General features: G+C 56.1%; 9 protein-coding genes and 3 pseudogenes. 8 read left to right on the forward strand and 4 right to left on the reverse strand.

Annotated features, from left to right (window positions below; translation table 11 throughout):
• Nucleotides 1–7: 7 nt before the first annotated feature.
• Together rocD and rocF are read right to left on the reverse strand one after the other, a co-directional pair.
• The gene (gene rocD, locus N8E89_RS15530) at nt 8–1,216 is read right to left on the reverse strand and encodes an ornithine--oxo-acid transaminase (RefSeq protein WP_106665260.1); all 1,209 of its coding nucleotides are present in this window, start codon (nt 1,214–1,216) and stop codon (nt 8–10) included.
• Nucleotides 1,217–1,240: 24 nt separating this feature from the next.
• On the reverse strand, nt 1,241–2,230 hold the full coding sequence (gene rocF, locus N8E89_RS15535; RefSeq protein ID WP_262260449.1) for an arginase: 990 nt from the start codon (nt 2,228–2,230) through the stop codon (nt 1,241–1,243).
• A 166-nt stretch (nt 2,231–2,396) separates the two neighbouring features.
• Here rocF and N8E89_RS15540 point away from each other — a divergent pair, with 166 nt between their 5' ends.
• The 6 genes and pseudogenes from N8E89_RS15540 to N8E89_RS15565 all read left to right on the forward strand — a co-directional run bounded on the left by N8E89_RS15540 (nt 2,397) and on the right by N8E89_RS15565 (nt 8,474).
• On the forward strand, nt 2,397–2,822 hold the full coding sequence (locus N8E89_RS15540) for an Lrp/AsnC family transcriptional regulator (RefSeq protein ID WP_112759830.1): 426 nt from the start codon (nt 2,397–2,399) through the stop codon (nt 2,820–2,822).
• Between the two features lie 28 nt (nt 2,823–2,850).
• Nucleotides 2,851–4,257 (forward strand): aminodeoxychorismate synthase component I, encoded by a 1,407-nt coding sequence (gene pabB, locus N8E89_RS15545; protein WP_262260450.1) that lies wholly within the window; start codon nt 2,851–2,853, stop codon nt 4,255–4,257.
• Nucleotides 4,254–4,851: pseudogene (locus N8E89_RS15550) on the forward strand (anthranilate synthase component II). The gene pabB and the pseudogene N8E89_RS15550 overlap by 4 nt, the downstream one beginning before the upstream one ends.
• A gap of 143 nt (nt 4,852–4,994) precedes the next feature.
• A pseudogene (locus N8E89_RS15555) lies at nt 4,995–6,444 on the forward strand (aldehyde dehydrogenase family protein).
• Nucleotides 6,445–6,547: 103 nt separating this feature from the next.
• Nucleotides 6,548–7,960, forward strand: coding sequence for a magnesium transporter (mgtE, locus tag N8E89_RS15560; RefSeq protein WP_106665140.1), 1,413 nt, complete (start codon nt 6,548–6,550; stop codon nt 7,958–7,960).
• A 126-nt stretch (nt 7,961–8,086) separates the two neighbouring features.
• Nucleotides 8,087–8,474, forward strand: a pseudogene (locus N8E89_RS15565) (MerR family transcriptional regulator).
• Between the two features lie 3 nt (nt 8,475–8,477).
• Here the strand turns inward: N8E89_RS15565 and N8E89_RS15570 are convergent.
• Nucleotides 8,478–9,449 (reverse strand): heparan-alpha-glucosaminide N-acetyltransferase, encoded by a 972-nt coding sequence (locus tag N8E89_RS15570; RefSeq protein ID WP_262260451.1) that lies wholly within the window; start codon nt 9,447–9,449, stop codon nt 8,478–8,480.
• Nucleotides 9,450–9,667: 218 nt separating this feature from the next.
• On the opposite strand from N8E89_RS15570, the gene N8E89_RS15575 reads away from it, so the two are divergent.
• On the forward strand, nt 9,668–10,867 hold the full coding sequence (locus N8E89_RS15575; RefSeq protein ID WP_262260452.1) for an MFS transporter: 1,200 nt from the start codon (nt 9,668–9,670) through the stop codon (nt 10,865–10,867).
• Here N8E89_RS15575 and N8E89_RS15580 read toward each other — a convergent pair.
• Complete coding sequence (locus N8E89_RS15580) at nt 10,846–11,580, reverse strand: DUF599 domain-containing protein (RefSeq protein WP_106665142.1); 735 nt, start codon at nt 11,578–11,580, stop codon at nt 10,846–10,848. The genes N8E89_RS15575 and N8E89_RS15580 overlap by 22 nt on opposite strands.
• Before the next feature lie 240 nt (nt 11,581–11,820).
• Here N8E89_RS15580 and N8E89_RS15585 point away from each other — a divergent pair, with 240 nt between their 5' ends.
• Nucleotides 11,821–13,221 (forward strand): L-serine ammonia-lyase, encoded by a 1,401-nt coding sequence (locus N8E89_RS15585; RefSeq protein ID WP_112759825.1) that lies wholly within the window; start codon nt 11,821–11,823, stop codon nt 13,219–13,221.
• Nucleotides 13,222–13,237 lie beyond the last annotated feature (16 nt).

Consider the following 13,237-nt stretch of genomic DNA (forward strand, 5'->3'; position numbering starts at 1 on the left):
CTTCAACTCAGTTCATGCTTGTCAGGACCGTCTCGAACTGCTCCAGAGCCCAGTCGATCTGGTCGCGCTTGATCACCAGCGGCGGAGCGATGCGGATCGTGTCGCCATGGGTGTCCTTGGCGAGAATGCCGCGTTCTTTCAACTCGTTGCAGAACCGGTTGGCACCGCCGGCCTCCGGATGCAGCTCCACCGCCAGCATCAGCCCGCGTCCGCGTACGTCCCGCACGATATTGCTGCGTATACCCTTCAGCTGCTGAAGGAAATATTCGCCTTCGATGCGGGAGTTTTCGATCATGTTTTCTTCGGTGAGCACACGTAGCGCCGCACGTGCAATAGCGCAGGCCAGTGGGTTGCCGCCGAAGGTGCTGCCATGCTGCCCCGGCTTGAGCACGCCAAGAACGTCGCTGTTGGAAAGCACTGCCGACACTGGATAGAAGCCGCCGGAAAGCGCCTTGCCGATGAGCGTCACATCAGCCTCGATGCCCTCATGCTCTTCCGCCAACAGCGCACCGGTACGGCCGAGGCCGGTCTGGATCTCGTCCAGAATGAGCGTAACGTTGTTTTCGGTGCACAGCTCGCGCACTTTGCTGAAATAGCCCTTGGGCGGAATGATCACGCCGGCTTCACCCTGAATCGGTTCTACCAGAAAACCGACTGTGTTGGGCGTCAGTGCCTTGGCAAAGGCATCAATATCGCCGAACGGAACGATCTTGAAGCCTGGAGCAAACGGACCGAAATTTTCGCGTGCCGTAGGATCGGTGCTGAAACCGACGATGCCCATCGTACGGCCATGGAAATTGTTCGAACACACGATAATCTCGGCAGCGTTTTCCGGCACGCCCTTAACCTCGTAGCCCCATTTGCGCACAGCCTTGATCGCGGTCTCAACCGCTTCGGCGCCGCTGTTCATCGGCAGGATCTTGTGCGAGCCGGTAAGCGCCGCGAGTTCCTCATAGAATAAAGCCAGCTGGTCATTGCGGAAAGCGCGGGAGGTCAGCGTCAGCTTGCCAGCCTGCTCGGTCATTGCTTTCAGAATTTTCGGGTGACAGTGGCCCTGATTGACGGCCGAATAGGCGGACAGGCAATCCAGATAACGATTGCCGTCGATATCCCAGACATACACGCCTTCGCCGCGCTCCAGTACCACGTCAAGCGGCTTGTAGTTGTGCGCCCCAAGGCGGGATTCTGTTGAGATCAGGTCAGCGGCTGTGTGCAGCAAAATATCCTCCTATTGCCGAATTCATGCGTTCAGAGCGGCTGCGCTCTGGTCTGAAAGATTGGGTTTGTCGAAAATCCGCCGACCGAAAATACTCGCGACAAGATCAACGAGCAGCAAGGCGCTCTTGCCGCGCTCATCCAGAAATGGGTTGAGTTCGACCACGTCGAGCGAACCGACCACGCCGGAATCGTGCAGCATTTCCATCACGAGATGTGCTTCGCGATAGGTCGCGCCGCCTGGAACGGTGGTTCCGACGCCAGGTGCAAGCGAGGGATCGATAAAATCGACGTCGAAGCTCACATGCAGAATGCCATTGGCCCTTTGCACTCGCTCGATGATGCCACGCATCAATTTCGCGATGCCAAACTCATCGATCTTGCGCATGTCGATGACATCAATGCCCCGTTCGCGCAAAAGTACGCGCTCGGTCGAGTCGATGGAGCGAATACCAAAGAGGTGGAGGTTTTCCGGCTTGACGAATCCGTGGGGCTCATCGCCCATGACACCTTCCAGGCCGGGTTCACGGCACAGGAGCGCCGCCGACATGCCATGCATGTTTCCGGATGGCGAGGTCGACGGTGTGTTGAAATCGGAATGAGCATCCAGCCAGAGCACGAACAATTCACGGTTGTGTTCCTCGCAATAGCGGGCAACGCCGCTGACCGAGCCCATGGACAGGCTATGGTCGCCGCCAAGAATGACCGGGAAGCTGCCGTGCTTCATTGCCTCATACGTCTCAGCGCTTAGCATGCGCGACCAGGCGGCAATTTTCTCGATATGATGCGCAAGGCCCGCGACCGGCGGAACAATTGGCAATACCTCCGGCAAGCGCAGATCGCCGCGATCCTCCACCGGGTGACCAAGCTCTTCGAGCGTGCGGACCAGGCCCGCTGTGCGCAGGGCTGCGGGCCCCATCAGTGCGCCGAGCCGGCCCGCACCTTCCTCGATCGGCGCACCGATGATGGTAAGCTTCTGCTTGTGAGCGTCTTCGAAATTGCCTTGCATGTTCATCAACAACCGCCACTTTCGCGTTTGAATGGTCCAGGATATGGAAAAATAATATCATGTTTCACCGCGATACTGGCACTTCGAGGCGGTGACAAAAAGACAGCATCCTGATAGAAATGCGCATATATATGCGCACTTTGCCCAATTGGATTTATCAGATTGAAAGACAATGGATGATGTAGACCGTAAATTGCTGTCTTTGCTGCGGGATGATTGCCGTTTGCCGGTTTCTTCCATGGCGACAATTCTCGGCATTTCTCGCGCAACGGTAAGAACGCGTATCGACAAGCTGACCACGGATGGAACGATACAGGGCTTCACAGTCACGTTGAAAGCTGGAGCCGGCGTATACGGTGTGCGGGCAATTGCCATGATCGAAGTTGCCGGACAGGGCGCAGAAAAAGTTATCCGGCGGCTGCAGGGCTTTCCGGAAATCCGCGCCATGCACACGACGAACGGGCGTTGGGACATCGTCGCTGAGATCGAGGTGGAGACATTGGAAGCTTTTGACCGCACGCTGCGCGATATCCGTCATATTGACGGAATCACCTCGACCGAGACAAGTATCCTTCTATCAACCCGCAAGAGCGGATAATCTCAGCGGCTGAAAGGGAGGTTGGCGCTTGCACGTTCGTGAGATTCCATGGCTGGAGCCCGTCGATGCGGCCGAGCGATTGCGGCCGCTCGGGGGGCTAAGCTTTCTTGACAGCGCCATGCGTCACGAGAACCTCGCGCGTTATTCCTATGTGGCGGCGGATCCTTTTGGCAAACTGATGGTGCAGAACGGCGTTGCAGGCTGGAACGGCGTCGCGATCGACATGCGGCCCTTGGAGGCTCTCTCGTATTATCTGGATGTTTATCGTCTGGACGACCAGCCGGAACTGCCGCCATTCCAAGGCGGGGCTATCGGCTATTTTTCGTACGAGTTCGGCCGCCTGCTGGAGCGTCTGCCGCAGCCGGATGTTCCTATCCAAGGTTCAATGCCGGACGCGACCTGGTATTTCTACGATGTTGTGCTGGCCTTTGATCATCAATCCAGACGGGTCTGGCTGATATCTTCCGGGTTGCCGGAAGAGAGCGAGGCGGCGCGGGTAGCGCGACGCATCGAGCGGTCCGAATTATTCCTGGGAGCGATCCAGCGGGATTCGGGACAGATGGCCCCTGAACCGCAACATGATTTGAGGATTCCAAGAGCTTCGTGGCGGTCCAACTTTGAGCGCGATGATTACATGCAGGCCGTTGCCAAAGTCGTGGAATACATCCTCGACGGCGACATCTTTCAGGCCAATATCGCCCAGCGTTTCATAGCTGACTTGCCGAAAAACTTCGCGCCGTGGCGCTTCTACAAGGCGTTGCGAAAGCAAAACGCCGCGACTTTTGCAGCTTATCTTGATCATGGAGACATCATCGTTGCTTCGAGCTCGCCGGAACGGTTTATTTCGGTGAAGGGCGATCAAGTCGAGACACGTCCGATCAAAGGCACGATGCCCAGATCGCAAGACCCGAACGAAGACAAGCGTTTAGCCGATATCCTTCTCAAATCAGAGAAGGATCGCGCGGAAAATCTGATGATCGTCGATTTGATGCGCAACGATCTTTCCCGCGTCTGTCGTCCGCACTCTGTATTGACACCCGTGCTTTGCGGGCTCGAAACCTATGCGAGCGTCCATCATCTGGTTTCTGTCGTTACCGGGCGGCTGGCGGAAGGCAATTGCCTGGCGGATTTGATTAGGGCGGCCTTTCCGGGCGGATCGATCACCGGCGCACCAAAACTTCGGGCAATGGAAATCATCACCGAAATCGAGCGTGAAGCACGCGGCGTCTACTGCGGTTCCATCGGCTTCATTGGGTTCAACGGCAATTTCGATGGCAATATCGGTATCCGCACGGTGCTTTTTCAAGGCGGAAAAGCGGTATTTCAGGCGGGCGGCGGCATCACCGCCTTGTCAGATCCCGCGGCGGAATATCAGGAAACGCTCGACAAGGCGGCTCGCATCTTTGCCGTCTTCGATCAGGGGAACGGGCCATGATCCTGATCATCGACAATTACGACTCCTTCGTTTTCACCGTCGCCCGCTACTTTGCTGAACTCGGCGTCGAAACCCAGGTCGTCCGCAATGACGCGATCTCTGCTGCCGAGGTCCAACGATTGGCGCCGGAAGCGATAGTGCTCTCGCCAGGCCCTTGCGGGCCGCATGAGGCCGGCCAGTCAATGAACATCATCGAAGGGTTGAGCGGGAAGATCCCCATGCTTGGCATCTGCCTTGGACATCAGTGCATCGGAGAGGTCTTTGGCGGCGAGGTTGTTCGCGCACAGGAGCCGATGCACGGCCGTTCTTCGGCGATCAATCACGATGGAAGCGGAGTCTTCAAGGGTCTGCCCAGTCCATTCCGGGCAGGGCGATATCACTCGCTGATTGTCGAGATCCATCAAGGATGACGGCGATTTGAAAGTAACTGCACAATCCGACATTGGGGAGGTTATGGGCCTGACCCATGTGAGGCATCCAACCTATGGGGTGCAGTTTCATCCAGAATCGGTGCTGACGGAGTATGGTCATGCGATGCTCGGCAATTTCCTGCGTCTCGCCCGCCAATTCAATCGCAAGCAAAAATTGTCGTGACCAGCTGCCGCTATTTTCGCCTCTTTGTTCGGTAATCCTATTGGCCGGACCTTAAGACATCCGCTACACACACTGCTGACACCGGATATCATCCGGCGCTCAATCAACGGACATTCCATAAAGTAACAAGCAGGAGACTGACCATGCTTCGCAAGACCGATTTCTATATTAACGGTAAGTGGATAGCTCCAGCGGTGGCCAAAGAGCTCGACGTCATCAATCCGGCTGACGAGCAGGCTTTTGCGGTAATTTCGCTTGGTTCTGCCGCCGATGTCGACAAGGCTGTCTCTGCCGCGCGCAAGGCTTTTGCCACATGGAGCATTACGCGCCGGGAAGAGCGGCTGGCATGGCTCGAGCGGCTGCTCGTCGTCTATGAATCGCGTCTCGCCGACATGGCCACGGCCATATCATCCGAGATGGGGGCACCGATCACGATGGCTCTGGACGAACAGGCGGCTTCGGGAACTGGCCATATAAAGGCATTCATCCGGGCACTGAAGAATTTCGAATTCGAACGTCCGCTTGATACGCACAACAAGACAGTCCGCATCGCCTACGAGCCGATCGGTGTCTGCGGCTTGATCACGCCATGGAACTGGCCGATGAACCAGGTCGTTCTGAAAGTTGTACCGGCGATCGCCGCGGGTTGCACCGTTATCCTCAAACCTTCGGAAATTGCTCCAATTTCTTCCGTCATCTTTGCCGAAATGATCGATGCCTCGGGCCTTCCTGCGGGCGTCTTCAATCTGATCAATGGCGATGGTCCAACGGTCGGCGAGGCAATGTCGCGACACCCCGGCATTGACATGATGTCGTTCACGGGCTCGACCCGCGCAGGCGTTGCCGTCACCAAAGCCGCAGCCGAAACAGTCAAGCGCGTTTCGCTCGAACTTGGTGGCAAGTCGCCGAACATTGTGTTCGCGGATGCGGATCTGGAAGCTGCAATCAAGCGCGGCGTCTCGCATGTATTCAACAACACCGGCCAGTCGTGCAACGCCCCGACGCGAATGCTTGTAGAGCGTTCTGTCTATGATAAGGCCACTGAAATCGCCGCCGCAACCGCGAAGGCGACCAAAGTGGGCGATCCATCGCAGGATGGCGATCACATGGGGCCGCTGGTCTCGGAAATGCAGTTCAACAAGGTGCAAGGCTTGATCGAACAGGGCATCAAGGAAGGTGCCCGGCTCGTCGCCGGCGGCACCGGACGTCCCGAGGGCTTCAATCGCGGCTATTATGTCCGTCCGACAGTGTTCGCGGATGTCAACAATGAAATGACTATCGCCCGAGAAGAAATATTCGGTCCTGTCCTTGCCATGATTCCGTTTGATACGGAGGAAGAAGCCGTCGAGATCGCCAACGATACACCTTACGGGCTCGCCGCCTATATCCAGTCAGGCGACCGGGAGCGAGATCAAGCGCGTATCGAAACAACTTCGCGCAGGCATGGTGCGCATCAACGGTGCTTCTCACGCTGCCGATGCTCCGTTTGGCGGCTATAAACAGTCCGGAATCGGGCGCGAGGGCGGACATTGGGGCCTCGAAGACTTCCTTGAAGTAAAGGCTATCAGCGGTTGGGAAGATAGCGCCGCCTGAACTGCCAAAAAATGAAAGCAAGGGATGTCGCCGGTTCCATTTCGACGTCCTTTGCTCTAACTGACAATGCGCAACATTTGTCGGGAAGGCGGGTGCGGACACAATGGATGATACAGAGACCCTACCAGAATCCGCCCCGGACGAGGAGGATGCCGACATCTATGGTGAGGATGGTGCGGTCAAGACGTCCTTTCTAGCGCGGGTCGGTGCCGCTATTGCGGATCGGGACGTTCTGTTTCTTCGATCACATGTCGGCAAGCTGCACCAGTCGGAACTTGGCCACGTGCTGGAAGCGCTGCATTCCGATCAGCGTTCGGCGCTTGTCGAACTTCTCGGTGATGAGTTTGATTTTGCATCACTCACCGAAGTGGACGAAGCCGTTCGTCTTGAAATCGTCGATGCGATGCCAAATCAGCAGATCGCCGAGGCCGTTCAGGACCTCGACTCTGATGATGCGGTCTATATTCTCGAGGATCTCGATCAGGAAGATCGTGACGAAATTCTGGCACAACTGCCCTTCACGGAGCGCGTGCGACTGCGGCGCTCTCTTGGCTACCCGGAAGAAACCGCCGGCCGCCGCATGCAGACGGAGTTCGTCGCTGTTCCGCCGTTCTGGACTGTCGGGCAAACCATCGACTACATGCGCGACAATGATGATCTGCCGGAGTCGTTCTCGCAGATTTTTGTTATCGACCCGATGTTCCGCCTGTTGGGCGCTATCGACCTCGACCGCATCCTGCGCACACGTCGCGATACCAAGATCGAGGAGATCATGCATGAGACACGTCATGCGATCCCCGCTACGATGGACCAGGAAGAAGCTGCACAAATCTTCGAACAGTATGACCTTTTGTCAGCCGCGGTGGTCGATGAGAACGAACGGCTTGTTGGTGTCCTGACCATTGAAAACATCGTTGACGTCATTCAGGAAGAAGCCGAAGAGGACATCATGCGCCTTGGTGGCGTCGGTGACGAAGAACTCTCCGACTCCGTGTTATCGACTTCCCGGTCACGCACGCCCTGGCTAGTGATAAATCTCTTTACGGCCTTCTTGTCCGCATCAGTGATTGGACTGTTCGATGCCACAATCCAGCAGATGGTTGCCTTGGCCGTTTTGATGCCGATCGTGGCGTCCATGGGCGGCAATGCCGGTACCCAGACGATGACTGTGACCGTGCGAGCCTTGGCGACGCGGGACATGGATATTTACAACGCTGGTCGTATTATCCGCCGTGAAGCCTTCGTGGGCCTTATCAACGGCGTTATCTTTGCGATCATGATCGGTCTGGTCGCCGGCATGTGGTTTGCAAATGTTAATCTCGGGGGAATCATCGCGGCGGCGATGATTATCAATATGCTTGCAGCGGCGCTAGGCGGAATATTGATTCCGCTATTGCTGCATCGTTTTGGTGCAGATCCCGCCATCGCATCTGCCGTATTTGTAACTACTGTCACCGATGTGGTTGGTTTTTCCTCGTTTCTTGGCCTCGCCACATGGTGGTTTGGCTTTAAGTAACAATAGCTTATTGCTGGGTATGGACTAAAGTTCGCAACCAGACACAATCGTGCAATTGACTTTTACGTAATTGCGTGACCAAAACATCCAATCGATACAATGTGGGAATGTAGAGCAGTGTCTGTCATGCGCGAATATTATTCCATTACCGAACTGACGCGAGAGTTTGGAGTATCGACGCGCACGTTGAGATCTCTATGAAGACGAGGGCCTGATCCATCCGGTTCGTCGCGGCCGGACCCGTCTGTTCCGGCCTTCAGATCGTCATCTGCTCAAGCAGATCCTGCGCGGCAAGCGTCTCGGTTTCTCCATTGCGGAAATACACGAGATCGTCCAGATGTATAACGAACCGCCGGGTGAAATGGGCCAACTGCATCTCTTGATGAAACGCGTCGAAGAGAAGCGCGCGGATTTGCGTCAGAAGCGGCGTGATATCGAAGAAACCTTGACGGAGCTCGACCAAGTCGAAGAAGCCTGTATCGAACGTCTGGCAGAGCTTGGCGTCAATACCTGAGCCCTATTGCGGCAAGTTTTGCTGCGTACAAATGCCAGCGATTTCCTGCATTTGCGGATCGCTCTGATCGCGCCGACCAGCGAAAACATCGTCGAAAATGCCCTGAGTCTCGGTCTGGCCAATCACGCAATTGCAGAACTTCTGGCAAAACACCTTGTCGTTGTCATTTTGGCAGCTCTGAATGCAGGCCTTTCCAAAAACCTCCTGCGGCGTTGCAACCGCAGGCGGAAACAGCTGCGAAATCAGAAATACGCAGCTGATGAGAATTGGTTGATGGATAAGGTAAAACGCGAGGCTGTGCTGACCGATGAAGCGCAGCAATCGGTCGAGCCAAGCCGGTGCTACATTACCGGCAAGCAGCTTCAAAGCGTTGAAGTGCTGCATGATTTTGGCGACCGTCATGCCGGCCAAAACGGCGCCGAACCATGGGAAGATCGGCACATAATCATTTGATCGGATGAGTATTTCCGACAATCCAAGCCACCAGAAGATTGGCGGATCGAAGAAGGAGGAGATCAGATAGTGCGGAGCGGCAATGACCGCTGCAGCAGCGATAGCAACGATCAATGCCGGTAATCTTAGGAACAGCAGCCCGAGCACACTCGCCGCAGCGATCTGATGCAGAATGCCAAAAAACACGAAATTGTCAGGCGTGATGTACGCGGTGACGAGTGTGATCGCCAGCGCCGCAACGATGATTTGAGCAAGGCGGATGCCAAAAGCCCGCCAGCGTATCTGCCGGCCATGCGCCAGGACAATGCTGAAGCCAACCAACGCAAGAAACGTAGAGGCAATGATGCGAGCGTAGAGTTTCCAGACGCCTTGCCCGGTGGTCCCGGGCTCCAAATATCCGAAAAACTCGAAATCCCAAGCCGTGTGGTATGTCGCCATTGCGATGAGGGCGATACCGCGCAACGCGTCGAGCTTGCCGAGGCGCGCTTTCGCGGGTGGATTTAAGGTCTCGGCTTGGCGCATGTGGCAGAATCCCGGTCGCTACGGCTTTTGCGGCAAGCTAGGCGACATGGCAGGCAAAATCCATGGTCTTTCCCCTAAAAGCAACGGAACACTTTCCGCACATATTTCAACGGTTTCTATGAAACGGACATATTATGTCGCTTGATTGACTGCTATCCACAAGCTCGCGTCCGAAACTCTTGGCGCCGTTCAGAATCAGTGCCCCCAAAGTCATCTCAGTGATCAATCAGGTCCGCCACCCCATTTGGATTACCACAGCCAAGCGTCCCACTGCGCGGGTGTTCGCAATCCTTTTCGGCATTGAATCGATGGCCCGGGCGATCATTACCAGTGTCGTTCCGATCCAGACATACGATTTGATGCAGAGCGAGCGCGGGGTCAGCATTCTCTATACGTGTATGTCTCTTCTCGGATTGATCTCAACGTTGTCGATTCCGCTGTTGATCGTGCGCATCCCGCGTAGATGGGTCTATACTGCCGGTGCGACAGCGCTGATGCTGGGTTGCTGCGCATTTGCGCTCGACACGTTGCCTGGGCAGGCGGCAGGGCTGTTTCTGCGTACGTTTGGCGCCGGAACTCTATCGATTACACTCAGCCTCTACATCATGGATCACATCAAGAAGGGCGAGCTGGTCCGCGCTGAGTCCGTGCGGATGGCAACGGCTACCCTCGCGTGGACCGGCGGGCCGTTTCTCGGCGTTCTCCTCTACACACGGGTTGGAATGGTCGCGCCGTTCCTTCTGTCGATCGGATTTTCGCTGCTGTTGCTGACGCTGTTCTGGTATTTCCGACTCAGCGACAATCCGGCGTTGCAGAAGGGGCCAAGCCGTCCAGCCAATCCGATAGCCAATGTGCGCCGCTTCGTTGTGCAGCCGCGGCTCCGGCTGGCTTGGCTGATTGCGTTTTCGCGTTCCTGCTATTGGAGTACTTTCTTCGTCTACGGTCCCATTTTGATGGTGGCGACGGGGCAGGGAACCCTCGCTGGCGGGCTTCTGGTTTCACTTGGTAATCTCTTCCTGCTCGGCTCCATTCTTTGGGGGAAGGTTGGCATGGCCAAAGGTCTGACCCGCACGATATCCGGCGTCTTCGTATTGCTCGCGGTGGCTTTGATTGGAGCAGGGCTCGCTGGCGAAAGCTTCCCGATGTTGGCGGCGATAATGCTTCTTGCCGGGGCGTTTTTCTGTGTCGCGCTCGATACACTCGGATCTACGACGTTCATACGCGCGGTCCACCCGCACGAACGGGCGCAGATGACAGCCGTCTACCGAACATATCTCGATTTTTCCGAGATATTGCCCGCTTTCTTCTATTCATTCATTCTGACGTTTTTCCAGCTTGGTGCGATCTTCATTGCGCTCGCCGGCCTGATGGTCTTCACGGCGATCTTTGTGTGGCGCTATTTGCCTCGAGGACTGTAATCGGAAGTTACACCGTTTCGCATCAGCACATCGCGTGCAGTTGAAAAGAACTGCCGGCGTAAGAGAACGATAGCAACCAGTGTCGTCGTGATCATGAAGACCAAAGGGTGCAGAAACCAGCCGAGATAGCCGATGGAAAAGAAAATACCGCGCAGGCCGCTGTTGAAATGCTGGCCAGCCTGAATATTGATTCCCGCAGCGCGATTGATGCTGGCAATGACGATTGGGTCGTCCGGCCCTTTGTCACGCGCCATAGGCACGCCGCCGATCAGTATCGAGCAATAATTGAAGAGCCGGTAGGACCAGGCGAATTTGAAGAAGGCATAGGCAAAAAGCACGAGTAGTCCGAGAATCTTCGTTTCAAACAATTGTTGGGTCGTCTCGCCCAACAACGGCAGATCATGAAACAAGGTGAGAACACGGCCCGACGAGTTGAGCAGTCCGAAGCAGCCGCCAATGGCCAGAATCGATGTCGATGCAAAAAAGCCGGTGCCTTGCTGCAAACCGATCATAATGCTGGTGTCGATCATGCGTAGTTCGCGCGTCGACATCGTCGCCATCCACTGGTGCCTTGCCTGGTTCATTTCGTAAGTCAGCGATTTTCTGCCGGCGAAGCCGTTGGCTGTGGTATGAGAGTAGAGTGCCCAGACGATGAAGAAATAGACCAGAGCCAGGACATCGAGCCAATAGGATGTAGTTGGGGCAGCTTCCATTTCTTCTCTCAATGATGCGCAACTGTTGATGGCGAATGTACGTCAATTCGCCCGGTTCGCAAATGTCGTAAGCCGTCAATCCGTTTGGAAGTGAGCAGGGTTTTTATGCGCAATTCTTTTGGCTTTTGCTTTACCGGCCTATGTCGTAGAAACGCAAGCCAAGGTCGGTGGCGGGCTGCGGCAATTGCCGGCAACCAGCCATTATGATTGCGATCGATTTCACTCGAGTAAGGTAGCCGGATGTTTCTGTCGGTTTTTGATCTGTATAAAATCGGCATTGGTCCTTCAAGTTCCCACACCATGGGGCCAATGACTGCTGGCGGCCAGTTCCTCGAAGAACTCAAGAACGGCCAATGGCCGAGGCCGACCGGCGTCAAGGTCGATAGGTTACGCGTTCATTTGCATGGCTCACTCGCCTTCACTGGCATCGGTCATGCGACGGACCGTGCCGTCATTCTCGGCCTCTGCGGACTGTTGCCCGCGACCGTCGATCCAAACGAGATGGATGCATTACTCGAGACGGTCAAGCAGAATAAGCGCATCTCGCCTGCAGGCCACCCCTCCTATCGGTTCGACCCCGCAACAGACCTTATCATGGATCGGCGTACGCCTTTGCCGGGGCATGCGAACGGTATGGCATTTGAAGCCTATGATGTCGACGACCGGCTGCTGCTGCGCCGTATCTTCTATTCGATTGGCGGCGGGTTTGTCGTGACGGAGGAAGAGCTCGAGTCGGCAAAAACGCGCACGGCGCCCAAAGCGGAAGTTCCAGTTCCATTTCCCTTTATCAATGCCGCTCAGATGATGCGCATGGCCAAGGATAGCGGCTTGTCGATCGCCGAGATGAAGCGGCAAAATGAAGAAGTCTTCATGAGTCGTGACGAACTGAACGCGGGTTTGGACCGCATATGGTCGGCCATGCGTTCGTGTATCGATCGCGGTTTGGAACAGGAAGGCATTATGCCCGGCGGACTCAAGGTCAAGCGACGCGCCCGTTACCTGCACGACCGCCTGCAGGAGGAATGGCGCCAGAATCGCGTCAACCCGCTGCTCGCCAATGACTGGCTGTCGGTCTACGCGATGGCGGTCAATGAAGAGAATGCGGCGGGTGGACGGGTTGTGACTGCACCGACCAACGGCGCCGCCGGCGTTGTCCCCGCGGTTCTACGCTATTACTTGCATTTCCACGACGATGCCGACGAGAATGGCATTCGCGACTTCCTGCTGACGTCCGCCGCAATCGGCGGCGTGATCAAGCATAACGCGTCGATATCCGGGGCAGAGGTCGGCTGTCAGGGCGAAGTAGGCTCCGCCTCGGCCATGGCTGCCGCGGGCCTTGCAGCGGTACTTGGTGGAACCCCAGAGCAGATCGAGAATGCCGCCGAAATCGCGCTCGAACATCACCTCGGCATGACCTGCGACCCGGTCGCTGGACTGGTCCAGGTGCCGTGTATCGAACGCAATGCGCTCGGGGCAGTGAAGGCCGTTACGGCAGCATCGCTGGCGGTCAAAGGCGACGGCACGCATTTCGTTCCGCTGGATGCCTGTATTGAAACGATGCGCCAGACCGGTGTGGATATGAACGAACGCTACAAAGAGACCAGTCTTGGGGGTTTGGCTGTGAACGTGGTGGAATGCTGAAAAATATTCCCGTATG

The sequence above is a fragment of the Phyllobacterium sp. A18/5-2 genome (assembly GCF_025452215.1).
Taxonomy (GTDB): Bacteria; Pseudomonadota; Alphaproteobacteria; order Rhizobiales; family Rhizobiaceae; genus Phyllobacterium; species Phyllobacterium sophorae.

Bases quoted from the DNA above. Each gene is read 5' to 3' on its own strand.
- rocF (WP_262260449.1), bottom strand. From the start codon at position 2,230: ATGAACATGCAAGGCAATTTCGAAGACGCTCACAAGCAGAAGCTTACC.
- N8E89_RS15540 (WP_112759830.1), top strand. From the start codon at position 2,397: ATGGATGATGTAGACCGTAAATTGCTGTCTTTGCTGCGGGATGATTGC.
- mgtE (WP_106665140.1), top strand. From the start codon at position 6,548: ATGGATGATACAGAGACCCTACCAGAATCCGCCCCGGACGAGGAGGAT.
- N8E89_RS15585 (WP_112759825.1), top strand. From the start codon at position 11,821: ATGTTTCTGTCGGTTTTTGATCTGTATAAAATCGGCATTGGTCCTTCA.
- N8E89_RS15580 (WP_106665142.1), bottom strand. From the start codon at position 11,580: ATGGAAGCTGCCCCAACTACATCCTATTGGCTCGATGTCCTGGCTCTG.
- N8E89_RS15570 (WP_262260451.1), bottom strand. From the start codon at position 9,449: ATGCGCCAAGCCGAGACCTTAAATCCACCCGCGAAAGCGCGCCTCGGC.